Annotated in this window: 23 protein-coding genes and 1 tRNA gene; 17 read left to right on the forward strand and 7 right to left on the reverse strand. The window is 63.7% G+C overall.

The window, feature by feature from the left end; translation table 11 throughout:
• The 3 genes from EN885_RS06105 to EN885_RS06120 form a co-directional block, all read right to left on the reverse strand.
• The coding region (locus tag EN885_RS06105; protein ID WP_164897794.1) for a YgcG family protein at positions 1-548 on the reverse strand (548 nt) is incomplete at its 3' end.
• 4 nt (positions 549-552) lie between these two features.
• Positions 553-1407, reverse strand: coding sequence for a YgcG family protein (locus EN885_RS06110; protein ID WP_128335163.1), 855 nt, complete (start codon positions 1405-1407; stop codon positions 553-555).
• A gap of 167 nt (positions 1408-1574) precedes the next feature.
• A complete protein-coding gene (locus EN885_RS06120) occupies positions 1575-2213 on the reverse strand; it encodes a LemA family protein (protein WP_128241809.1) in 639 nt (212 codons plus the stop codon).
• 163 nt (positions 2214-2376) lie between these two features.
• Here EN885_RS06120 and EN885_RS06125 point away from each other — a divergent pair, with 163 nt between their 5' ends.
• The 6 genes from EN885_RS06125 to EN885_RS06150 all read left to right on the forward strand — a co-directional run bounded on the left by EN885_RS06125 (position 2377) and on the right by EN885_RS06150 (position 7681).
• Positions 2377-2625: a hypothetical protein gene (locus EN885_RS06125; protein WP_128241810.1), complete on the forward strand. Its 249-nt coding sequence runs from the start codon at positions 2377-2379 to the stop codon at positions 2623-2625.
• Between the two features lie 7 nt (positions 2626-2632).
• Positions 2633-3517: a pyridoxal kinase PdxY gene (gene pdxY, locus EN885_RS06130; RefSeq protein WP_128241811.1), complete on the forward strand. Its 885-nt coding sequence runs from the start codon at positions 2633-2635 to the stop codon at positions 3515-3517.
• A complete protein-coding gene (locus EN885_RS06135) occupies positions 3514-4290 on the forward strand; it encodes a DUF429 domain-containing protein (RefSeq protein WP_128241812.1) in 777 nt (258 codons plus the stop codon). Before pdxY ends, EN885_RS06135 begins: the two co-directional genes overlap by 4 nt.
• A 137-nt stretch (positions 4291-4427) precedes the next feature.
• The gene (locus EN885_RS06140; protein WP_095485032.1) at positions 4428-5072 is read left to right on the forward strand and encodes a carbonic anhydrase; all 645 of its coding nucleotides are present in this window, start codon (positions 4428-4430) and stop codon (positions 5070-5072) included.
• 9 nt (positions 5073-5081) lie between these two features.
• Complete coding sequence (locus tag EN885_RS06145) at positions 5082-5492, forward strand: hypothetical protein (RefSeq protein ID WP_095485031.1); 411 nt, start codon at positions 5082-5084, stop codon at positions 5490-5492.
• Positions 5493-5626: 134 nt separating this feature from the next.
• Complete coding sequence (locus EN885_RS06150; RefSeq protein WP_127206569.1) at positions 5627-7681, forward strand: M3 family metallopeptidase; 2055 nt, start codon at positions 5627-5629, stop codon at positions 7679-7681.
• Positions 7682-7987: 306 nt separating this feature from the next.
• Here the strand turns inward: EN885_RS06150 and EN885_RS06160 are convergent, their stop codons facing one another.
• Positions 7988-8302 (reverse strand): DUF167 family protein, encoded by a 315-nt coding sequence (locus EN885_RS06160; RefSeq protein WP_095485028.1) that lies wholly within the window; start codon positions 8300-8302, stop codon positions 7988-7990.
• 10 nt (positions 8303-8312) lie between these two features.
• The gene (locus tag EN885_RS06165; protein ID WP_023800489.1) at positions 8313-8603 is read right to left on the reverse strand and encodes a YggT family protein; all 291 of its coding nucleotides are present in this window, start codon (positions 8601-8603) and stop codon (positions 8313-8315) included.
• A 163-nt stretch (positions 8604-8766) separates the two neighbouring features.
• Between EN885_RS06165 and EN885_RS06170 the strand changes: the two genes are divergently transcribed.
• The 11 genes from EN885_RS06170 to EN885_RS06230 all read left to right on the forward strand — a co-directional run bounded on the left by EN885_RS06170 (position 8767) and on the right by EN885_RS06230 (position 22364).
• Positions 8767-8842, forward strand: a tRNA-Ala gene (locus tag EN885_RS06170).
• A gap of 356 nt (positions 8843-9198) precedes the next feature.
• Complete coding sequence (locus EN885_RS06175) at positions 9199-10644, forward strand: carotenoid oxygenase family protein (protein ID WP_095485027.1); 1446 nt, start codon at positions 9199-9201, stop codon at positions 10642-10644.
• Positions 10645-11139: 495 nt separating this feature from the next.
• Entirely contained in the window at positions 11140-12087 is a 948-nt protein-coding gene (locus tag EN885_RS06180) for a hypothetical protein (RefSeq protein WP_127206554.1), read from the forward strand.
• Between the two features lie 892 nt (positions 12088-12979).
• On the forward strand, positions 12980-13882 hold the full coding sequence (locus EN885_RS06190) for a MurR/RpiR family transcriptional regulator (RefSeq protein WP_095485025.1): 903 nt from the start codon (positions 12980-12982) through the stop codon (positions 13880-13882).
• 73 nt (positions 13883-13955) lie between these two features.
• On the forward strand, positions 13956-14738 hold the full coding sequence (locus EN885_RS06195) for an SDR family oxidoreductase (protein WP_128243549.1): 783 nt from the start codon (positions 13956-13958) through the stop codon (positions 14736-14738).
• Entirely contained in the window at positions 14714-16273 is a 1560-nt protein-coding gene (locus EN885_RS06200) for a mannitol dehydrogenase family protein (RefSeq protein ID WP_095485023.1), read from the forward strand. The genes EN885_RS06195 and EN885_RS06200 overlap by 25 nt, the downstream gene beginning before the upstream one ends.
• A gap of 19 nt (positions 16274-16292) precedes the next feature.
• On the forward strand, positions 16293-17207 hold the full coding sequence (locus EN885_RS06205; protein WP_095485022.1) for a sugar phosphate isomerase/epimerase: 915 nt from the start codon (positions 16293-16295) through the stop codon (positions 17205-17207).
• 84 nt (positions 17208-17291) lie between these two features.
• A complete protein-coding gene (locus EN885_RS06210) occupies positions 17292-18326 on the forward strand; it encodes an ABC transporter substrate-binding protein (RefSeq protein WP_128243548.1) in 1035 nt (344 codons plus the stop codon).
• A gap of 285 nt (positions 18327-18611) precedes the next feature.
• Entirely contained in the window at positions 18612-20150 is a 1539-nt protein-coding gene (locus EN885_RS06215; RefSeq protein WP_095485020.1) for a sugar ABC transporter ATP-binding protein, read from the forward strand.
• On the forward strand, positions 20147-21118 hold the full coding sequence (locus tag EN885_RS06220) for an ABC transporter permease (protein ID WP_128243547.1): 972 nt from the start codon (positions 20147-20149) through the stop codon (positions 21116-21118). The genes EN885_RS06215 and EN885_RS06220 overlap by 4 nt, the downstream gene beginning before the upstream one ends.
• Positions 21119-21383: 265 nt before the next feature.
• Complete coding sequence (locus tag EN885_RS06230) at positions 21384-22364, forward strand: ABC transporter permease (protein ID WP_128243546.1); 981 nt, start codon at positions 21384-21386, stop codon at positions 22362-22364.
• 264 nt (positions 22365-22628) lie between these two features.
• On the opposite strand, the gene EN885_RS06235 is transcribed toward EN885_RS06230, so the two are convergent.
• Both EN885_RS06235 and EN885_RS34655 read right to left on the reverse strand, forming a co-directional pair.
• Positions 22629-23363: a class I SAM-dependent methyltransferase gene (locus EN885_RS06235; protein WP_126104430.1), complete on the reverse strand. Its 735-nt coding sequence runs from the start codon at positions 23361-23363 to the stop codon at positions 22629-22631.
• A 43-nt stretch (positions 23364-23406) separates the two neighbouring features.
• Complete coding sequence (locus tag EN885_RS34655; RefSeq protein ID WP_127206148.1) at positions 23407-23778, reverse strand: DUF1127 domain-containing protein; 372 nt, start codon at positions 23776-23778, stop codon at positions 23407-23409.
• Positions 23779-23854 lie beyond the last annotated feature (76 nt).

Genomic DNA, 23854 nt, shown 5'->3' on the forward strand with positions numbered 1-23854 from the left:
CCGCGCGCTTCCAGCTCTTCGGGATTGCCTTCCAGCACCATGACCATGTCGTCGACGGCCTTGGCTATGCCGCCGGAGAAGTCGCCGGCGCGAAAGGCCGGCACCATGTCGTTTTCGATGATCAGCTTGGTGTGCAGGTCGGTCAGCGTGCCTTCCAGCCCATAGCCGACCTCGATGCGCATCTTGCGGTCGTTCTGGGCGACCAGCAAAAGCACGCCATTGTCCTCGCCGGCCTGGCCGAGCTTCCAGGCGCGGAACAGCCGGTTGGCGTAGGGCTCGATCTCCTCGCCGTCGAGGCTATTGATCGTCGCGACGACGACCTGGTCCGAGCTCTTGGCCTCGAAATCTGCGAGCTTCCGGGTCAGCGTCGCTTCGGTCGCGGCATCGATGATACCGGCATTGTCGACGACCCGCCCGGTCAGGGCAGGCAATTCGGCGGCAAGCGCGGTAAAGCCGACAAGCAGCAGCACCGCCACGGCCACCAGGGCAGCGCCGATCGTCGCGGCGAAGCGGCCGGAAGCTGGTGGACGGATGGCGCGTCTTGTCATGTCGTCACCAGCTTCCTGACGAGCCGCCGCCGCCGGACGAGCCACCGCCGCCGGAAAAGCCGCCACCGCCTGAACCCGATGACCATCCCCCGCCGGAACTGCCCGACCAGCCGCTGGAAGACCGCCGGCTCGGCTCGAAGGTCATGCCCAGCCAGCGATAGCGGCCAGGACCGATCTTCTGGCCGAAGATCGGCGGCAGGATGGAGGCGGCGATGCTGCCGAAGAAGATGATCGCCCAGATGCTTATGAAGATCGCAAAGAACAGATCGTCGGTGTTGAATGGTGCCTGCTGGTTGCGGGTCCCGCGCGCTTCCAGCTCTTCGGGATTGCCTTCCAGCACCATGACCATGTCGTCGACGGCCTTGGCTATGCCGCCGGAGAAGTCGCCGGCGCGAAAGGCCGGCACCATGTCGTTTTCGATGATCAGCTTGGTGTGCAGGTCGGTCAGCGTGCCTTCCAGCCCGTAGCCGACCTCGATGCGCATCTTGCGGTCGTTCTGGGCGACCAGCAAAAGCACGCCATTGTCCTCGCCGGCCTGGCCGAGCTTCCAGGCGCGGAACAGCCGGTTGGCGTAGGGCTCGATCTCCTCGCCGTCGAGGCTATTGATCGTCGCGACGACGACCTGGTCCGAGCTCTTGGCCTCGAAATCTGCGAGCTTCCGGGTCAGCGTCGCTTCGGTCGCGGCATCGATGATACCGGCATTGTCGACGACCCGCCCGGTCAGGGCAGGCAATTCGGCGGCAAGCGCGGTGAGGGGCAGGAAGAGGCTAAGGCAAAGCAGAACTAGAGTGACGCCTAGAAGCGAGAGGTTGGCACTCCGTCGCGCCCCCCTCTGTCCTGCCGGACATCTCCCCCTCAAGGGGGGAGATTGGATGTCATTCCTGCCTTCGCCTATCTCCAACGTTGCAAGATTGGCGGCGGGGTCGAAGCTGCAAACCTCCCCCCTTGAGGGTGAGATGTCCGGCAGGACAGAGGGGGGTGCGACGGAGTGCAAGGCCAATAGGGACCACGCTCACCAGCTGTTCGTCACCCGCCCTGCGTCGTGCCGAAATCGACCTTCGGCGTCTGCATCTTGTCTTCCTCGATGGTGAAGTTGGCGAACGGCTGATTGCCGCGGAACCACAGGGTCGCCCAAATCACCGACGGGAAGGTCTTCAGCGTCAGATTGTACTCCTGCACCGCCTGGATATAGTCGCGGCGGGCGACCGCGATGCGGTTTTCGGTGCCTTCGAGCTGCGCCTGCAGCGCCAGAAAATTCTGGTTGGCCTTGAGGTCCGGATAGTTCTCCACCACTGCCAGCAACCGCGACAGCGCGCTGGTCAGCCCGGCCTGGCTGTCCTGGAAATTCTTGATGGCCTCCGGATTGCTCAGCGTTTCCGGCGTCACCGTCACCTGCGTCGCCTTGGCGCGCGCCTCGACCACGGCATCGAGCGTATCCTTCTCGTGCGCGGCATAGCCTTTGACCGTTTCGACCAGGTTGGGAATGAGATCGGCGCGGCGCTGGTACTGGTTCAGCACCTGGCTCCATGCGGCCTTGGCGTTTTCCTCCGCCGTCGGGATGGTGTTGTAGCCACAGCCGGCAAGCAGCGGCAGCACGATCGCCATCATCAGCAAGGCTGGCAGGTTGCGGAAGACGAAAGGGGAGGAAAGACGCTGGGCAAGCATGGTAAGATCCCTCAATAAGACTGACAGGCGAAGCATTACCACAATCCGCGCGCAAGAACATGACCTCCACCCGGAAGCGTTACTGGTTCTTTATCATTCGCTGCAAGGCCCTGTGATTGGCCGGGCGAACGGGTTAAAGTCGCCGCGAAAACAGGACATCGCCATGGCGGGACGCCAGGACAGCGACGACGAATCGCGCCGCATCATCGAGCGCGTGGCACGTGAGACCGACCCGGGCGGCACCTCGTTCATTGCGCGGACCGCGAAGGGCGCGCGCGATCACGTCGCAGCAGTGGATGCCGACCAGTCGGACCCGATCGAATACTGGGGCACGCGCATTGGCCGGGCGCTAGGGCTCATTATCGCCATTGGCCTGTTGATCTGGCTCGTGCTTTTCGTCATCCAAAGTTAGGAACCCCGTGAGCACCGAAGAACACGACGCGCCGCGCGCGGTCATCGTCATTTCCAGCCATGTCGCGCGCGGTTCGGTCGGCAACCGCGCCGCGGTCTTTGCGCTGGAGACGCTGGGCTTTCCGGTGTGGGCGGTGCCGACCGTCATCCTGCCGTGGCATCCGGGCCATGGACGGGCGACGCGCATCGTGCCGCCGCTCGATCAATTCAAGGCGCTGATGGCCGATCTCGAGCGCGCGCCGTGGCTGGGCGAGGTCGGCGCGGTGCTGTCCGGCTATCTCGGCGAAGGCGGCCAAGCCGATGCCGTCGCCTCGCTGGTCGGCGCGGTCAAGGCGAAGACGCCGGATGCCGTCTATATCTGCGATCCGGTGATGGGCGATTCAGGCGGGCTCTATGTGCCGGAAACCACCGCCATCGCCATGCGCGACCGGCTGATGCCGATCGCCGACATCGCCACGCCCAACCGCTCCGAGCTGGAATGGATGGCGGGAGCGCCGCTGCCCGACCTGAAAGCGGTGATGGCGGCCGCCCTTCATGCCGGGCCAGCGACCATGCTGGTCACCTCGGCGCCGGCGATGATGGCCGGCGGCACCGGCAATCTGCTGCTCAACGGCAACCAGGCGCTGCTGGCCGAGCATCGCCTCATCGACAAGCCGCCCAATGGGCTCGGCGACCTGACGGCGGCCGTCTATCTGGCACGCATCCTGTCCGGCCAGCCGGCGATCAAGGCACTGCAGTCGACCACGGCGGCGGTCTACGAGATCCTGGCGCGCACCGCCAAGCGCGGCGGCGACGAATTGCAGCTCGAAACCGACGCGCAGAGCCTGTCTCACCCGATGGCGATGGTGCAGCTTCGCCATCTCCTGCATCCTGGGCGGGACAAAAGGGCGTGACCTTTGTCGGTGTCGACGGCTGCAAGGCCGGCTGGATCGCCGTTCGCCGCGATCCCGGTTCGACACCTCGTAACCCCGGTGCTGCGCCCTCGGTAGCCGTTTTTCCAAGCTTCGCAGCACTTCTCGACGCATTGCCGGCCGATGCGACGGTCGCCGTCGACATGCCGATCGGTCTGCCGGAACTTTCGCAAAAGGGCGGTCGCGGGCCGGAGGCGCTGGTGCGGCCACTGCTCGGTAACAGGCAATCCAGCGTCTTCGCCATCCCTTCGCGTGCGGCGCTTTATGCGCAAACAGACGGCTTCACCACGATCGAGGCATGGTATGCCGCGCATCGCCAGGCAAGCGAAGTGGCGAAGGCGACTTCCGATCCGTCGCGCGGCGTCTCGATCCAGGCCTTCGGCATCTTTACCAAGATCCGCGAGATCGATACCGTGCTGATCGCGCGCCCCGAACTGCGCAGCCGCGTGTTCGAATCGCATCCGGAGGTCGCCTTCTGCCGACTGAATGGCGATCAGGCAATGTGCTTGCCGAAGAAGATCAAGGGCGCCATCAACCCGGCCGGCATGGCGGAACGCAAGGCTCTGCTCTGCCGGCACGGCTATATCAGGGGCTTTCTCGACCGGACGCCGCCGCGAGGCGCTGCTGCCGACGACTTTCTCGACGCCGCAGTGATGATGCTGATCGCCGGCCGTATCGCCAACGGTGAGGCAAGGCCGTTTCCGGATCCGCCGCTCGTCGACCGTTTTGGCATCCCTGTGGCGATCTGGGCATGAATTTCCTCGCCCCATCTATCGGCGAGGCAATGCAGCCATCCGCGATTCGGCATTGCTCGCGACCGGCTTTTGCCGCTAGAGCCTTCCTGACTTAAAAAGAGCTGCCGCCTAACCCGGAAAGGCTCCAGACGCCGCCCATGCCTCATCTCCCTGATCATCTGCTCACCGGCTATCGCAATTTCATGAGCGGCCGCTATCTCGCCGAAAGCGGGCGCTATCGCTCGCTCGCTCGCGAGGGCCAGTCCCCCGAAACGATGATCGTTGCTTGCTGCGACTCCCGCGCGGCTCCCGAAGCGATCTTCGACGCCGGCCCCGGCGAGCTCTTCGTGCTGCGCAATGTCGGCAATCTGGTGCCGCCCTATGCGCCCGACGACCAGTTCCACTCGACCTCGGCGGCGCTCGAGTTTGCCGTGCAGAGCCTCAAGGTGAAGAACATCGTGGTGATGGGCCATGGCCGCTGCGGCGGCATCCGCGCGGCACTCGACAGCACGGCCGCGCCCTTGTCGCCCGGCGACTTCATCGGCAAATGGATGAGCCTGATTGCGCCGGCGGCCGAGACCGTGTCCTCCAGCACCTTCATGACGGCGACGGAGCGCCAGACCGCGCTGGAGCGCATTTCGATCCGCTATTCGATCGCCAACCTCAGGACCTTTCCCTGCGTCTCGATCCTGGAAGGCAAGGGACGGCTGTCGCTGCACGGCGCCTGGTTCGACATCTCGACCGGCGAGCTCTGGGTGATGAACAAGGAGACCGGTGACTTCGAGAGGCCGGAGATGACATAGGAGGATTGCATGGTATGCCGTTCGATCGCTTTGGCCGCAGCGGCGCTGCTGTTTTCAATCGTATCCGCCCGCGCCGACGACGGCGCGCTCATCGGCCGCTGGTATGCGGCGCTGCTGGTCGCCGATCGCACGGAATTGTCGGACCTGCTTGCCGATGACGTCCGGATTAAACTCGACGACCTCGGCGTCGTCCAGACCAAGCAGGAGTTCATCGCCTCGATCGACGAATGGAAAGGCGCTGTCGCCGGAGCCGAGATCCGGCATCGGATCGAGAAGACCGAAGGCGGCGTCACCACGGTGATCGCCTGCTATGATTTTCCCAAAAACGACATGCTGATGCAGGAAACCTTCGCCATCACCGACAACCAAATCACCGCCAGTTCGCAGGCGGCGATCGCGGAAAACTGCGACGGCTACTGAGAGGGTAGCAGCTGCGATATTGCGTGCGGCAAGCCAGCGCCTTACATCGGTGATGATCCCGCCCTGCCTCTACAGCCACTCAGCGAAAGCTCTCCCACTCAGCGAAAGCCCCCTCTCTCAGCGAAAGACTGTCCATGCCGTCCACAAAAGCCGTCGACCTCGCCGCCCATCCGCTGACCACCTGGCAAGGGCCGCTCGGCCTGCCCGATTTCACCCGCATCGGCGACGGCGATTTTTCCGGGGTTTTCGATGCGGCATTGAAGGCGCATGAGACCGAGATCGAGGCAATATCAGGCAATGCCGAGACACCGACCGTCGAGAATACACTCGCCGCACTGGAGCTTGGCGGCGAGGCGCTCGACCATGTTTCGTCGATCTTCTGGTGCCGGGCCGGCGCTCACACCAACGAGGCGATCCAGGCGCTGGAGCGCGAGATCTCGCCAAAGATGTCGCGGCATTTCTCGGCGATCTCCATGAATGAGAGGCTGTTCGCCCGTATCGACGATCTCTACCAGCGCCGGGAAACCCTGAAGCTCGATGCCGAAACGCTGCGGGTGTTGGAAAAGACCTGGAAAGGCTTTGTCCGCTCCGGCGCCAAACTCGACGCCGAGGGCAAGAAGCGGCTGGCGTCGATCAACGAGGAACTGTCGTCGCTCGGCACGACGTTCGGCCAAAACCTGCTTGCCGACGAGCGCGACTGGGCGCTGTTCCTCGACGAGGCCGACCTTGCCGGCCTGCCCGAATTCCTGAAAAGCGCGATGGCGGAGGCCGCCGAGATGCGCGGCCAGAAGGGCCGCTATGCCGTCACCTTGTCGCGCTCGATCTACGAGCCGTTCTCGACCTTCTCCGAGCGCCGCGACTTGCGCGAGATCGCCTTCCGCGCCTTTACCATGCGCGGCCAGAATGGCGGCGCCACCGACAACACAACGGTAGTGCGCGATATGCTGCGCCTGCGCGCCGAAAAGGCGAAGCTGCTCGGCTACGCCTCCTTCGCCGCGCTGAAGCTCGACGACACCATGGCAAAGACGCCGGAGGCCGTGCACACGCTGCTCGACCCGGTCTGGGAAAAAGCCTTGGAAAAGGCCGCAAGCGACCAGACCGAGTTGCAGCGGCTGGCGGCCGAGGCCGGCAGCAACGAAAAATTCGCTGCCTGGGACTGGCGCTTCTATCAGGAGAAGCTGCGCGCCGAGAAGTTCGCCTTCGACGAGGCCGAGCTGAAGCCCTATCTGCAGCTCGACCGCGTCATCGATGCCTGTTTCGACGTAGCGACACGATTGTTCGGCATCACCTTCGAGGAGAAGAAAGGCATCGCCACCTGGCATCCGGACGCGCGTGTTTTCGTCGTCAGGAATGCAGATGGCAGCGAGCGCGGTCTGTTCCTGGCCGATTATTTCGCGCGGCCCTCGAAACGCTCGGGCGCCTGGATGAGCGCGCTGAAATCCGGCTACAAGCTTGGCCATGGCTCCAAGCCCGTCATCTACAACATCATGAATTTCGCCAAGCCGCCGGAAGGCGAGGCCGCGCTGTTGTCGGTCGACGAGGCAAAGACCCTGTTCCACGAATTCGGTCATGCCCTGCATGGCATGCTGACGGACGTCACCTGGCCGTCGGTCGCGGGCACCTCGGTCAGCCGCGATTTCGTCGAGCTGCCCTCGCAGCTCTACGAGCACTGGCTGACCGTGCCGGCGGTGCTGGAAAAGCATGCGCTGCATGTGAAGACCGGCAAGCCGATGCCGAAGGCGCTGGTCGACAAGATGCTGGCGGCGCGCACGTTTGGCGCCGGCTTCGCAACGGTCGAATTCACCGCGTCGGCGCTGGTCGACATGGCCTACCATGCGCGGCCGGATGCGCCGGACCAGCCGCTTCGTTTCGAAGCCGAAACGCTCGAGAAGCTCGATATGCCCGACACCATCGCCATGCGCCATCGCACCCCGCAATTCGGGCACATATTTTCCGGTGACGGCTATTCGGCCGGCTACTATTCCTACATGTGGTCGGAGGTGCTCGACGCCGACGCCTTCGCCGCCTTCGAGGAAACAGGCGACCCGTTCAATCCGGCGCTGGCCGAGCGGCTCAGAAAGAACGTCTATGCCGCCGGCGGCTCGAAGGACGCGGAAGAACTCTACACCGCCTTCCGCGGCAAGATGCCGTCGCCCGAAGCGATGATGGTCAAGCGCGGGCTGGTCTGAACAACGAAGCTGCCAATCTCACCCCTTGTGGGCAGGGCTATGGCAGGTGGAAAGCCACGGCTTTCGCTCTACGATGCACCCCCACCCCTAACCCCTTCCCACAAGGGGGAAGGAGACTTCCGCTAGCGCTGACCTCGACAAATTGCCTGCCTTTCGGCACCAAAGTGGAGGCGCGCGGCAGCGTTCCCTCCCCCTTGTGGGGAGGGTTAGGGTGGGGGTCCATCTTCGCAAGAATCCAAATGCGACTGCCTGCCCCTCGGAGGGGAGATGTCCGGCGGGACGGGGCGCGCGAAGGAATGAGATGCCTCAAGCGCTGCTGAGCGCCTCGATGGCTTTCGCCAGCGTAGCCGGATCGCCAAGGATGCGCAGCGTCTTCAGCCGGGCCGTGCCGCCGGCGACGACCGAAACGGCCGATCGCGGCACTCCCAGCGCCTTGGCGACCAGCCGTTCGAGCGTTTGATTGGCGGCGCCGTTTTCCGGCACGGCGCGGACGCGAGCCTTCAGATGGCTTCGCCCGTCTGCCGAAATCTCGATGCCTTCGAGCTTGTCCATCGCCGCTTTCGGCGTCAGCCGGACGAATAGGTCGACGCCGTCGTTACGTGGGCGAAACGGCCCAGTCATCGAATGGCCGTCAGACGACCAGCGGCGCCACCGTGGTGAGCAGGAACTGCCGGAGGAAGAACAGGATCAGAAGCAGGATGATCGGCGAAATGTCGATCCCGCCGAGGTCGGGCAAGAAGCGGCGGATCGGCCGCAGCGCCGGCTCGGTCAGCCGGAAGAGCATGTTGCTGACGCTATCGACGAACTGGTTGCGCGAGTTGACGACGTTGAAGGCGTAGAGCCACGAGAAAATCGCCGAAGCGATGATGATCCACCAATAAATGTCAAGCGCCAGGACAATGGTCTGAATGAGGGCTATCATGCCGGTCTCCGATTGTTGCCGACATGTAGCCATTACGGGCGAAAGCGGCAAGAGCCGCTGTCCGCGGCAGGCCACGTCGATGGCTCGCCGCGCGGCTTTTTTGGGCAAAACGCCGTCTTGACAGGAAACCGCCACGCCCGATAAATGCGCCCATCCGCTGGACGGGGCTGTAGCTCAGCTGGGAGAGCGCGTCGTTCGCAATGACGAGGTCAGGAGTTCGATCCTCCTCAGCTCCACCAGCGGGATATCCCAAATATCTGATTTCGCTGCCAGCGAACGGTTTTTCCGTTGGCTGGGGCTGTGGTTCGCTCAGCCGGTCATCCCTTGTCCGGCACGGCGGCAGTTGCATACGGGCGGATGACGAAGGTTCACCGCCGCGCCGACGGCCTATGACGCCCAGGATCGTGCCATACCCGGTTCTGTCTGGATCACAAACAAGATCGGCGACCTGCTGGCGAGGCTGATTGATCCCGCTGCGTCAGGAACTTGGCAGGAAGTTGGTCCGGCTCTACGGCTCGGATGCGAAACATCGGCGACGCTGACGCGTTAAACGGCAGGGAGGGCGGAGGCACCAGGCGAAGTGAAGGAGGCTGGAATGCCTGAAGCGAAGGGCCGTTACGCACTGGGCTTCACCACACTCGAACAGGAGGTCGATCAACTGCCGTTGCAGGTGGAAGGCGAATTGCCGGCGTGGCTCACCGGCCGGCTTCTCCGAACCGGGCCTGCGAAATTCGAGGTGGGCCGGCAAGCCTATACGCATTGGTTCGACGGTCTCGCCATGCTCCACGCCTTCGACTTCAGCGATGGCGCGGTCCGCTATTCCAACCGCTTCATCCGCTCGCAATCCTATTGCGAGGCGATGGAGAAGGGTCGCATCGCGCGCGGCGAATTCATGACGGATCCGTGCCGCACACTTTTCGGCCGCGTGATGGCGATCTTCAACCCAAAGCTGACCGACAATGCGAATGTCAATGTCTCCGTGCTGGCCGGCGAGATCGTCGCGCTGACCGAGACGCCGATGCCGATCCGCTTCGATCCGCACACGCTCAAAACGCACGGCCGGCTCCAATTCAGTCGGGCGATCAAGGGGCAGATCTCGACTGCGCATCCGCACAGCGACGGCGAGCGCGGCTACTCGTACGTCATCGAGATGGGGCGCCGCAGCACGTATCGCCTGTTCGTCGACGAAAGCGGCATGCAGCGTGTCCTGGCCGAATTGCCCGTCGATCGGCCGAGCTACATGCATTCCTTCGGCATGTCGGAACGCTATTTGGTGCTGACGGAGTTTCCGCTTCGGGTGAACCCGCTCAAGCTCGTCTTCTCAGGCAGACCCTTCATCACAAACTATCGCTGGCAACCGGAGTTCGGCACCGTATTCACAGTGATCGATAAGTCGACCGGCGCTGTCGCCGCCCGTGCCAGGGCGGCGTCGTGCTTCTGCTTTCACCACGTCAATGCCTTCGAGGCGGACGGCGCGCTGCTGGTGGACCTCCTCGCCTATCCCGATGCGAGAATCATCGACGAGCTGCGCCTCGACCGGCTGCGCTCCGGAGCGCAGGTCAACCCGACCTCGACCTTGACGCGGTACCGCATTCCGCTCGACGGTAGCCCTTCTGCGGCTGTCGAGATCGAGCCGGAATCGCTCTGCGGCACACGCATCGAGTTGCCGCGCATCGACTATTCCCGCCGCGCCGGCAGATCGTATCGCTGCGTATGGGGAGCCGGCCAAAGTGAACCGGACAGCTTCCTCGACACTATAGCCAAGGTCGAGCTTTCAGCCACCGCGCCGGCGACCGTGACGACCTGGGCCGAACCGGGCTGCTATGCTGGCGAGCCTGTTTATGTGGCGCGGCCGACCGGCGCCGAGGAAGACGACGGCGTCCTGTTGTCCGTCGTGCTCGATGTCGGCGCCGGCACGTCATTCCTGCTTGTGCTCGACGCCGCGACGCTCGCCAAACGCGCCCGGGCCTCCGTCCCGCATCACATCCCCTTTGGCTTTCACGGCAACTATTTTGCACCCCTGGATCGATCCGCGCGCTGACCGATGCCAAGTGCCGGCCACTGCACAGAACCCCTTCACCGGTGAAATCGGCCGCATCCCGTGTGGCCGTAGATGCGGCTGTATTTATTGACCGTTCTGGGACCTGCATGCTCGGCACACATGGGAACAAAGCAGGCGTCCAGGCCCCTACTTGCGGAATTCGAGGCAACGGCCGCCGCGACGAACTTCACGCCAGGGCGTCGTCGACGACACCGGGCACCTGGCCGCGCGCGGCGCGTCGCTTCATCACAATGAAGGGCGACATTCGCAGGCGTCTACGGGATCATCCTGTCCGGGGGGTAAAATAAGGAGCACCGCGGATGGCAGCAGTAGGTCTTTACAGATGCCCGAGGAATCCATCTTGGACCCGGTGTGCTGGAAAGGGCGAAAGGCAGCTACGTCGCAGAGAACCTTTACCGCGAAGGTGGCTATCAGCCGGACTTCGACATGTGTCCGTCGCGCTAGGTAGGCGGCGATCTTGAGGAGTCTCCCATCGTGAAGATTTCGTCCACATTTCGTTCCGTCGCGGTTGCCGTCATCGCCGCCGCGGGAGTCAGCGTTGCCAGCGCCGCGCAACTCAAGGAGGGTGTGCAGACGCCGCCCGGCGAGCATGAAATGGCTTTACGCCGCGAATTGGCCGCAGCACGAGCGGAGCTAGAAATTATGCAGCGCGAGGCACGTGACGCAAGCGCCCAGGCACACGCACTGGCAAACACGGCGGCTAAGCAAGCACAAGCCCTAAAAGAACAGCAGCAAATAGACGAAGCGCTGGAGACGGCGCAGCGCGTTATCGAAGACTTTAGGGCCGAAGCCATTCTCTGGGACCGCGAGAAGGCCGCCGGAGCGCACCCCTCTATGGAAGCCTCTCAGGTTGCTGCGAAGCAAGCGCTTGATGAGGAGAGGCACAAGGTTGAACTCTTGGAACAAGAACTCACCACGGCTCGCCAAACTATCGACGCTCTTAAGACAGGCGCAAACCTGGCCGCGGTCGAGAAGAGCAACGCCATAAAGGACCGATCGGTGGTCGAGACCGCTCTAAAGCAAGCTGGAGAAGCACTCGAACTGGAACGCGAACGAGCAGATTTAGCTGCGCGCGACCTCGACATTGTTCGCAAGGAACGCGACGCTTCAAAACAGATCTCGGCAGAGTTGAGTGCGGCGCTGGAGAAAGAGCGTGAAAGGGCTATCGGTCTAGGCCGCAGCCTCAGTGCCGCGCGTGAGGCGATCGACATCGTCAAGGATAAGCGTCGCACTGCGGCTTTGGAGCGCGCGCCGAAATCACGTACCCCACTTGCAAGTACGCTATCGCGTTCGGGCGCCCAACCAGCCCATAAACCGGGCTTGCCGAAAAAACGGAAAGTGAAGGCAAAAAAGTCACCACATCCTGTTCTGCCGGCAACCATCGCTCTTCCCGCCGCATTGCTCCCGACGCGACCACTGTGAAGCTCGACCTATGCCAGTGAAGACTAGTGAGCGAAATGTATGCCGCAGGGGAGTATCACAATGAAAAAGTACGTCGCAGCCGTGTTGACGATCGGGATCGCAATCGGGCCTGCCTCGGCTCTTGACGCAGGTTTAGGCGGTAAGGCCGGCGGCCTCGGGGTCGGTGCCGGAGTGAGCGCCAGCTCGCAAGGCGCATCTGTGGGGGTGGGCACGAGCGTCGACGGTGTGGGTGGAGCAAACGTTGGAGCTTCGGTCGGCGCAGGATCACTCGACGCAGGCGTTAGCCCTTCGACGGGTGTCGGCGTGGGCGACGATCCGTCCGCCGAAAACGGAACGAGTACCGCTCCCGGTAGTCCGGCCGCAGTCACGGCAGCCACTGCCTCTGCCAAGACCGGCAAGCAATCGATCGCCCTGCCACCCGCTCTCAGGCCTTCCAAAGCCGGTGAGGGTGACTCCACGAAGGGGTATCCCTTTGGATCTTTGAGACCACTGAAAGCGAAACCCGGTACGCCAGCTGCGGTCGTGCGAGCCTGCCGCGCGGCGATCATATCCGCTGCGACGCCGCTTGGCGCCGTCGGTGTCCACGCGGTAAGCGCAGGCGCCTTGCGTCAACGTCGGAGCGCACTCACGGCGCCGATCGAGGTGCGAATAGACTACACAAGACAAGGCGGCATCGAAGTTCGGCGGGCGCGGGTCGGCTGTCGCCTCGATGCGGCGGGCAGGGTCACCGCAGTGAAATAACACCAACAGGCATTTTGGGGTCCGAGAACAATGCGCCCGGCCACCAGAGAGCCCTCCAGTCAGCCAAATCACCGGATCGATCCCCAGCACTTTCGACAAGATTTCCAATTTCCATATTGTAATACGATCGTACCGCGCTAGCCTCCAAATCATGAGTGAGGCGGGCAAAGCATCCGGACGGTCTATTGCCGACGAGGCGGCGACCCGCAAGCGCGGCCGCTCGCTTGCCGCGCTCGGCTACACCAAGCCGCAGACCTATGAGGAACTGCGCGCGGTATTGTCGTCCGGCACCGTCCATTTTCCAAAACGCCTGCGCCAGGTTGCCATTTTCCTGTGGCAGCATCCGAGCGACGTCGCGCTCGGCACGATCGCGCAGGTCGCCGAGCAGGCCGGTGTGCAGCCCTCGACGCTTGTTCGTTTTGCCCAGATCTTCGGCTATGCCGGATTTTCCGATTTCCAGGGTCTCTTTAAGGACCATGTCAAAGGCTCCTGGCCCGAAGGACGGGGGCGCGACGGACAGGAACGGGCGGCCACCGAGCCCAACGCCAATCTGCATTTTCTCAACGGCATGGTCGGCGCCTCGCAGGCTTCGCTCGGCCGCATCGACAATAACTTCGACATTGCCAGCTTCGAGCGCATGGTCGACCTGCTGGCGGCAGCCGACTTGATCTATGTGATCGGCAGCAAACGCGCCTTTCCCGTCACCACCTATCTCTCGCTCACTCTGTCGCAACAGGGCGTGCGCAACGTGCTGGTCGACAATGTCGGTTCCACCGCGCTTGACCAGGTCGGCTGCATCGGCAAGCGCGACGTCGTGCTGGCGGTATCCTTCAGCCCCTACAACTCGATCACGCCAGACCTCGTCGCTGTCGCCCATGAGCGAAAGGCGCGGATCGTCACCATCACCGACAGCACGTTTTCTCCCCTGGTCAAGCTGTCGGACACATGGCTGGAAGTGGTTGAGTCCGACTTTGCCGGCTTCCGCTCGCTTGCCGCTTCGCTCGCCGTCGGCATGGCCCTTGTCCACGGTGTCGTCGCGCGCCGCACGGCCTGAGACGGATGCGATTGACTATCGGGAATTGAGGTTCCATATCTAGAAAAATGGAAACTTTATTCCGGGAGGAGGAATGGAGCTTCGGCTAGACGACAAGGTGGTGCTGGTCACCGGCGCGACGCAAGGCATCGGCCGGGCGATCGCCGAGGCGCTGGCGCGCGCTGGTGCCGGCGGCCTGCTGGTCACGGGCCGCGAGCCGGTGCGTGGCGCCGAAGTCGCCGCAGCGCTTTCAGAGATAGGCACGCCGACCGCTTTCGTCGCAGCCGATCTGGTGGACCCCGAGGCGCCGGCGCAACTGGTGAAGGCTTGCATTTCCCGTTTCGGGCGCATCGACGCGCTGGTCAACGCCGCCGGCCTGACCAACCACGCCTCGTTTCTCGATGCCGGCCTCGACGACTGGGCGGCGCTGTTCGCCGTCAACGCGCGGGCGCCCTTCTTCCTGATGCAGGCGGCCATCACGCAGATGCGCAAGCAAGGTCAAGGCGGCGCGATCGTCAACATCCTGTCGATCAACGCGCATTGCGGCTCGCCCGAACTGGCCGTCTATTCCGCCACCAAGGGCGCGCTCGCCACGCTGACCCGCAATGCCGCCAATGCGCACCGCTTCGACCGCATCCGCGTCAACGGCATCAATGTCGGCTGGACCGACACGCCGGCCGAACGCATCATGCAGGCCGAGACGCTGGGCCACGGCCCAGGCTGGCTCGACGCCGCCAATGCGTCGCAGCCTTTCGGGAGGCTGCTGGCGGCCGGCGAAGTGGCGAACCTCGCCGTGTTCCTGCTCTCCGACGCCTCCGGGCCGATGACCGGCGCCCTGATCGACCAGGAGCAATGGGTCGTCGGGGCGAACCGGTGAGCACTTCAACGCCCCCCGAAACGCTCGGCCCAGAACTCATTAGCCGGCTTTCTTCCTCCGTCCGAAAACCATCCTATGATCGGGCCGCACTTGTCCCGGGGATGGCTCATATCGGTGTCGGCGCCTTCCACCGCTGCCACCAGGCGGAGTACACCGACGATCTTCTTTCGCGCCGTTTCGATCGCTGGGGCGTGGTCGGCATCAACATCCGCGCACCATACTTGTCGGAAACGCTGGGCTGGCAGGGCGGCCTCTACACGCGCCTGATCCGCGAAGACAGCCAAGTCGAGGCGCGAATCATCGGCAGCATCGTCAGGGTTGTCGACAGCCAGGAGAGTGCGGCACCCGCGATCGACGTGCTGGCTTCCGCCGGCATCGAGATGGTCACGATGACTGTGACGGAGAAAGGCTATTGCCATATCCCGTCCAGCGGCGCGCTGGATGTGACCCACCCGGACGTCGTCCACGATCTCGCCAATCCACTGGAACCGCGAAGCGTGCCGGGCATTCTGGCGCGGGCGCTTGAATTGCGCATGGCCTCGCACAGCCGTCCGGTGACGCTGCTCTCCTGCGACAACATCCCGACCAACGGCATCATCCTGGAGAACGTCGTGCAGGCTTTGGCCAGCCGGCGCGGCAATGGCCTGTCGGACTGGATCGCGGCCAACGTCGCCTTTCCCTCGGCCATGGTCGACCGCATCGCGCCAGCGACCTCTGAGGCCGATATCGAGACCGTGGAGCAGCATTTCGGCTACCGCGATGCCGCCGTCGTCGTCGGCGAGCCGTTCCGGCAATGGGTGATCGAGCAGAAATTCGCCGGCCGCGTGCCGCGATGGGACCGGGTTGGCGCGACGTTCGTCGGCGACGTCACCCCCTTCGAGCACCTCAAGATGCGGGTGCTCAACGGCGCCCAGACCACGCTTGCCTATCTCGGAGTGCTGGCGGGCCTGGAGCACACGTCGGATGCCATCGCCGACCCGCTGCTCGCCGCCTTCGTCCGGCGCATGCTGATCGACGAGACGCTGCCGACCTTGATGCCGATGCCCGGCGTCTCGCCGGAAGCCTATGTCGAGCAAAGCCTCGCTCGTCTGCGCAATACAGCGATCCGCCATCGCAACCACCAGATCGCCACCGACGGCTCGCAAAAGATCGTGCAGCGGCTTCTCAACCCGATCCGCGACCGGTTGCGGCGCGGCGAAAGCATCGCGCTCTTGTCGGTCCCGGTCGCAGGCTGGATGGCCTATCTGATCCGCTCCTCGGCACGGTTCGGCAGGCACCGGCCGGTGTCCGATCCTTATGCCGACAGAATCGCCGGCATTGCCGACGCGGTCGGCGCCGACACGAGGGCTTTGGCAGCCGCGATCCTCGCCATCGACACGATCTTCGATCCGGAGCTTGCCGCAAATGGCGATTTCCGCAGGGCTATCACATCAGCCCTCGACGGCCTGCTCTCAGACAACCCGATGGCAGTCGTCAGGCGAAGTTTGGAACAACCCGAGGTTGCCCGGTTGAAGCGGCCCGCACAATCGGCATAGTAAGGGGAAGGGAGGCAATATGAAGCTCGGACTGCTCACCGCACCGTTTGCGGACACCTCGCTTGGCGAGGTTTCCGACTGGGCAAGTTCTGCCGGCTTCGAGGCGCTGGAGATCGCCTGCTGGCCGAAATCCTCCGGCGGCGCCCGGCGCTATGCCGGCACCAGCCATATCGATGCCGCCTCGACATCGGCCTCGCAGGCCAAGGAAATCGTCGCCTCGTTGGCGGAGAAGAACCTGACTGTGTCGGGCCTCGGCTATTACCCCAATCCGCTGCACCCTGATGCGGCGCATCGCGCGGCGATCATCGACCATCTGAAGAAGGTGATCGTGCTGGCGAGCCATATGGGCGTGCCTGTCGTCAACACCTTCTGCGGCGGCGACGCTTCGAAAACCATCGACGCCAACTGGCAAGAGGCGCTCAAGGTCTGGCCCGCCATAACAGCCCATGCGCGAGACCATAGCGTGAAGCTCGCCTTTGAAAACTGCCCGATGATCTTCAGCTATGACGAGTGGCCGGGCGGGCACAACATCGCCTATTCGCCCTATATCTGGCGCCGCATCCTTGAAGCCTGGGGCGGCGATGTCGGCATGAACTTCGACCCGTCGCATCTGGTCTGGCAGATGATCGACCAGGCCCGTTTCATCAGAGAATTCGGTCCGTACATGCTGCATGTCCATGCCAAGGACCTGATGATCGATCCTGATGGACTTTACGAGCGCGGCATCCTCTCGGCCGGCATAGGCTGGCAGGTGCCGCGCATGCCGGGGCTCGGCGATGTCGACTGGAATGTGATCTTCTCCGGTCTCTATCGCGCAGGGTATGACGGGCCTGTTATCATCGAGCACGAGGACCGGCGGTTTGAGGGGAGCGACGACAACGTCAAGCGGGGTTTTCTACTCGCCCGCGACGTGCTGCGCCCCTTCGTGAAGTGACGGCGCAAACAGCTTGGCTTTGATCCTGTCTCAGGTCGACAGGATCAGGCCCTGAAACTGAAAACATTGTGGAGGAAGACTGAAATGAAAAAACTTTTGACCATGGTCCCGCTGCTTGCCGGCGCGGCCTTCATGGCTTCGGTGGGCGTCTCGGCCGCTGAAGGCAAATACACGATCGGCATTTCCAACACGGTGCAAGGCAATGGCTGGCGTGAGGAGATGATCTGCGCGATGAAGGCGCAGGCGCTGGCCTCGGGCGAGGTGACCAAGCTGAACATCGCCCATCGCAACACCGATGCCGCCGGCCAGCTTGAGGACATCCGCAACCTGATCAGCGCCAAGGTCAACGCCATCGTCGTCAACCCGGCCGATCCAGCCGGCATCAAGTCAGCCCTGGAAGAAGCCACCAAGGCCGGCATCGTTGTCGTCGCCGTCGACCAGGCGGTCACCGAGCCCTCGGCCTACATCATCTCCAACAACCAGGAACAATACGCCTATCTCGGCGCCAAATGGCTGTTCCAGCAGATGGGCGGCAAGGGCGACGTCGTCTACATGCGCGGCGCCGCCGGCGCCTCGGCCGACAGCGACCGCGACAAGGGCTTCAAGAAGGCGCTTGCGGAATTCCCCGATGTGAAGGTCGTGCATGAGGTCTTCACCGGCTGGCAGCAGGATCAGGGCAAGCAGCAGATCCTCGACTTCATCGCCACCGGATCGCCGTTCAACGGCATCTGGACCTCGGGCATCGACAATGTGATCGTCGATGCGCTGGTCGAGTCGCAGACGCCGCTGGTGCCGGTGGTCGGCGCCGACAATGCCGGCTTCGTCGGCCAGTTGAACTCGGTCGAAGGGCTTGTCGGGGCGGCGGTGACCAACCCCGGCTCGATCGGCGGCGCCGGCGTGACGCTGGCTCTCCAGATCCTGAACGGCAAGAAGCCGGCGGAACAGACCGTGCTGGTCGAGCCGCAGCTCTGGGAGAATGCCACCGAGGAGGGCAAGGCCAAGCTGAAGGGCGCGGCCGATCCGTCGCTGAGCCCGGAATGGCCGGTCTCGATCTCCATTCCGGACTGGACCACCTACACCAAGGACCAGATCATCGCCTGCAAGGGCCCGGGCGAGTAGTTGCTGCTTTGAATTGCGTAGCGAGGACGGCGGGCTGCCGTCCTCGCTACGCAAAGATTTGATAGACTGGCGCTCTACGGCGCCCCCTCTGTCCTGCCGGACATCTCCCCCTCAAGGGGGGAGATTGGGCAGTTGCGGTGTCAGCCCTCGTCTTGCGCCGTTTAAAATTGGCGAAAGCCGAGGTGACAGCCAATCTCCCCCCTTGAGGGGGAGATGTCCGGCAGGACAGAGGGGGGCGCCGTAGAGCGCCAGCAAGAGAGTTTCTGAAACGAGAGCAACGCGATTTTGACCACCAATCCCCTCCTGGACGCCACCGGCGTCGTGAAGACCTACGGCGCCGTGGTGGCGTTGCGCAATGCGTCGCTGTCGGTGCTGCCGGGTGAGGTTCACGCGCTGATGGGCGCCAACGGCGCCGGCAAATCGACGCTCGTAAAAATCCTGACCGGCGCCATCCGCGCCGATGCCGGGCATATCCTGATCCGCGGCGAAGCCCGCGACGTGCGCTCGCCCGCCGATGCGCGCCGCGCCGGCCTGCTTCCCGTCTATCAGGAACCATCGCTCATCCCGGATCTCGATGTCGCCTCCAACCTTCGCCTGACCGGCACGCCGGTCGAGCCATTCCGCGCCTGGGTGCGCGAGCTGGGCATTCCCGACCTCGACATACGCGACATCGCGCGCGACATCCCGCTGGCCGTACTGCGCGTGCTCGATCTGGCGCGCGCTCTTGCCGTCGAGCCCGACGTTTTGCTGCTCGACGAGATGACCGCAGCACTTCCGGCAAACCTTGCCGAAAAGGTGCTTGAAGTCGTTCGCCGCCAGGGCGACAGCGGTCGTTCGGTGATCTTCATTTCCCACCGTTTTGTCGAGATATCGGCACTTTGCGACCGCGCCACGGTGCTTCGCGACGGCGAGACCGTCGGCGTCGTCGACATCGAGCCGGGCGTCGAGGAGCGCATCGTCGAGATGATGCTCGGCGCCAGGATCGAAAAGACGCGGGTGACGTCGCGCCAGGCCAGCCAGGCCGCTTCGCCTGGGGATAGCCGTCCGCGCCTCGGCGTGGCGAACCTTCGTGTCGGCACCAAGCTCAACGACGTCTCGTTCGATCTGGCGAATGGCGAGGTCGCGGGCGTCGTCGCGCTTGAGGGCCAAGGCCAGGACGAGCTCTTCGCCGCCCTCGCCGGCTCCATCCGCCCGTCCGGCGGCACCATCGAGGTGGACGGGCAGCCGGTCAGGTTCGCGCATCCGGCGGATGCGATTCGCGCCGGCATCGCCTATGTGCCCGGCGACCGCACCGAAGCTCTGACCATGCAGCGCTCGGTGCGCGAAAACATCGCGCTCCCGTTCAGCGCCGCCTTGCGCAATTGGGGGCCGATCAACATGCGGCAGGAAGGCTCCAGGGTCGTCAGTGCGATCGAGCGTCTGCAGATCGACACGCGCGCCCAACGCGAGGTGCAGCGCCTGTCCGGCGGCAACCAGCAGAAGGTGACGATCGCCCGCTGGATCGCCGCAGAAGCACAGACCGTCCTCTGCTTCGACCCGACGCGCGGCATCGATGTCGGCACCAAGCAGGAGATCTACAAGCTGCTGCGCGAACTCGCCGACCAGGGCAAGTCGGTGCTGTTCTATACATCCGAGCTCGAGGAGGTGCAGCGTGTCTGCGATCGCGTCATCGTCATCTTTGGGGGGCGCGTCGTCGATGTCTTCCCCGTCGAGCTCGCCGACGAGCCGGCGCTGATGCGCGCCGCTTACGGCTTGCCCCGCGGCGCCAAGGAGGATGTCGGCATTCTTGCCGATATCCATTCAAGCCCGGTGGCGAAACCTTGACCCGCCTCGTCCGCCGTCAGGGCTGGGTCGCCGGCCTGCTCGTCCTGTTCGTGGTCCTGTTGGTGATCACCAGGCTGATCCAGCCGGGCTATGGCAGCGGCGATTTCGGCTCGCTGGTGCGCGCGGTGCTGCCTTACGCCTTTGCCGTGGCCGCCCAGACGATTGTCGTCATCGCCGGCGGCATCGATCTTTCCGTCGGCGCCATGATGGCGCTGACCAGCGTCACCGCCGCCTCGATGATGGACGGCGCCAGCGAGGAATACGCGCTTTTCGTCGTGCCGTTCGTGCTGGCCATGGGCCTGGTGCTCGGCGCCGTCAACGGCATGCTGATCGTCGTCACCCGCGTGCCCGATATCGTCGTCACGCTGGCCACCCTCTTCGTTCTGCAGGGCGCGGCCCTGCTCGTCCTCGGTGCGCCCGGCGGCGCGGTGGCCGAATGGCTGAGGGCGACCATCATCGGCACCGTCCCGATTCCGGGGCTGCCCGGGATCTCTGCCTGGATACCGAAGGCGCTGGTCCTGCTTGTCGTCTGCCTTTGCATCATCTGGATACCGCTCAAGCGCTCGAAGCTCGGCCTCTCGATCTACGCCATCGGCAGCAGCGAGCTGGCGGCATTTCGCAGCGGCGTGCCCGTCGCGCGCACCAAGATCATCGCCTACGCCCTGTCGGGGCTTTTCGGCGCCATGGGCGGGCTGGCGCTGACCATGAGCACTGGCATCGGCGCCCCCATTCCCGGCCCTTATCTTCTTGCCAGCGTGGCTGCGGTGGTGCTCGGCGGCGTCGCACTTGGCGGCGGCAAGGGCGGACTGCTCGGCCCGATCGTCGCGGTCTTCGTGCTGCGCCTGGTGCGCACCGACCTGACGCTTCTGGCCATCGATCCCAACGTCACCGCAATCATCGAGGGCGCGATCATGGTCGCCGTTGTGATGTTCGGCGCCTTCATCACCATGCGGAGCCGGCAATCATGAGCAATGCCGTGACGCTGGCAGATCGGCATGAGCGTAGCGATCCTTCGCGCCCCCCTCTGTCCTGCCGGACATCTCCCCCTCTTGGGGGGAGATTGGCCGTCGCTACGGTTTTCGCCAATCTCCGAAGGTGCAAGAAGGGCGCCGAGTGTGAAGCTGCCAATCTCCCCCCAAGAGGGGGAGATGTCCGGCAGGACAGAGGGGGGCGCCGTAGAGCACCATCCTCTCCCGGCACCAACATCGCGCCACCCCAATTGCGAGCAATCTCATGAGCATATCAGTGATCCAACCCGTCCCCTTCGGCCGCCGCCTCAAGCGCTTCATGGCCGACCGGCCGCTGATCCCGCTGATCATCCTGCTGGTCATGCTGGTGGTGATCCTGCAGATCCTGCGCCCCGGCATCGTCAACGAGCGCTGGCTCGCCAACACGGTCAAGTTCGCCATCCCGCTGGCAATCCTCGCCGGCTGCCAGACCATGACCATGCTGACCGGCGGCATCGACCTGTCGGTCGGCACCGTGGCGACGATGAGCGCCTTCATCATGGCGACGCAGGTCGTCAATCATGACCCGGCGGTGGCGATCCTCATCGCCTTGGTGCCGGCGGTGCTCATCGGCCTGGTCAACGGCATCGGCGTCGGCGTCTTTCGCGTGCACCCGCTGATCATGACGCTCGGCACCAGCCTGATCGGCACCGGCTGCCTGCAGGTCTACCAGCGAACCGTCATCGCTTCAGGCGCCAAGATTCCGCCGTTCCTGGCCTGGCTGGGCACTGGCCTGACCTATGGCGTGCCCAACGCGCTGCTGCTGTTCGTGCCCATCGCCGTCCTCATCGTCTTCACCTTGAACCGCACCGGCTTCGGCCGTCTGCTTTACGCGGTCGGCGACAATGAAGGGGCGGCACGCCTGTCCGGCGTCCGCTATTGGCAGGTGATCACAGCGCTCTACGTCATCTCGAGCGTGCTCGCCGGCATCACCGGTCTGCTCTATATCGGCTTGATCAAGGCGCCGTCGCTGTCGCTGGCCGAGCCGCTGGTGCTGCCTTCGGTGGCAGCCGCCGTGATCGGCGGAACCTCGATCTTCGGCGGCCGCGGCGGCTACACCGGCACGATCATCGGCGCGCTGATCCTCACCGTGCTGACGACGCTGCTGACCATCCTGCAGATGCCCGAAGGCGCGCGGCGGATTCTGTTCGGGCTGATCGTGTTGTTCGTGACGGCGGCTTATTTGCGGATTATCGAGGATCGGTAGGGGAACCGCTGGAGCCGGGGCTGCTTTTGACCGAAGCAGACTCTCGCAAACGGAGCCGTGCATGACAGCTTTGCGCCTAATGTCGGTCGTTTGGGCTGGCTTCAACATATCCTGAAAGCGGACACGCCAACGATAAAGCCAAGATGCAGGAGATGCTCTCGTTGCCTGCTGCGTGTGACCGGAAGCAGCGGCATGGCGTTGAAAGCGGCCGGCTTCCCATCGGCGCGTTGCGGACGAGGGTGATGACGCTTCGCTCCACGCGTCCTAACCTTCAACCTTCTGCCAGACGGAGACATGTTTATCGCTGACCTGCGTGAACAGCTCCTTTTTCCAGCCGCCCCAACGCTCTTTGAGCCTTAAACCAGCCAGTCGCGCCATAAGATCGAATTCAGCTGGCCAGGCATAACGAAACGGTACTGAGAATCGCTCATAGCTTCCGTCACGGAGCCAGATGTGATGGGACGAGAAATTCTGGTTCACCACGTCGTACTCGTCGACGCCCCAATGCGTTTCGCCGTGGTCGAACGCCAGGATCGTCTCGCCAACCGGCAGCCGCTGAAGCGGTGGCACGCCGACCTCAATCAGGAAGTGTCCGCCAGGTTCGAGATGCGCGGCTGCGTTCCGGAAGCAGGCGAGCTGAGCGTCCTGCGATGTCAGGTTGTTTATCGTATTGAAAACCAGATAGACGAGTGAGAACCGTCTCGCGACATCCGTCGTTACCATATCGCCGATCGCTACCGAGATCTCCGCGCCTCCTTCTTTAGCGCGAAGGCGAGACACCATCGGCCTCGAAAGCTCGATGCCCTCCACCTGCACCCCTTTCCGCGCGAGAGGAAGTGCGATGCGTCCGGTTCCGATCGCGAATTCCAAGGCGCGCCCGCCTCCAGCGAACTCGGCCAGGAGGTCAACGGCCGGCTCAATCACCTCTGGCGCAGAGATGCCTTTATCATCATCGTAGGTCGCAGCGATCTTCTCGTCGAAAAGCCCGTCATCATGCATTCTGTCTGCCTCTCTGGTAACGCTTGTTTCAAGACCGGCGGCGCTATCGCGTTGACCGCGGCTTCGTGGACATCGCATTAATTCGTGAGCCGTCGCGAAAGGGATCAGCTTCCATCCATCCGCTCGGGGCATGGGATTCCCCGCAGGCAAGCGCATCCATGGCAGCGGCCGGTGATCTGTTTCGTCGCTCGTTGGCTGCGACGGTGCCAGTCCAAGCGAACTCGCGAATATCGCGACGCGCAATACCTATGTCCGCCAGATCACGATCCGATAGTCGGTGTAGTGCGTGTTCGGTCTCGCTCCGTTGCCACCAGCCCACAACGACGGAGGCTCCGAACCTCAAAGCTGGTAGCTTCGTCAGAAGGCCGCGGGCAAGGCGATCCGGGATTTCGGCTATTTGGAATTCCAGTGTCATGACTTTCGTCCAAGTTGTGCTGAGTTAATGCCAACCTAGTGAATTGCCGTCAGACGTGTTATCGGCAGTCTGACAA

It is taken from the genome of Mesorhizobium sp. M6A.T.Cr.TU.014.01.1.1 (genome assembly GCF_004022765.1).
Classification (GTDB): Bacteria; Pseudomonadota; Alphaproteobacteria; order Rhizobiales; family Rhizobiaceae; genus Mesorhizobium; species Mesorhizobium mediterraneum.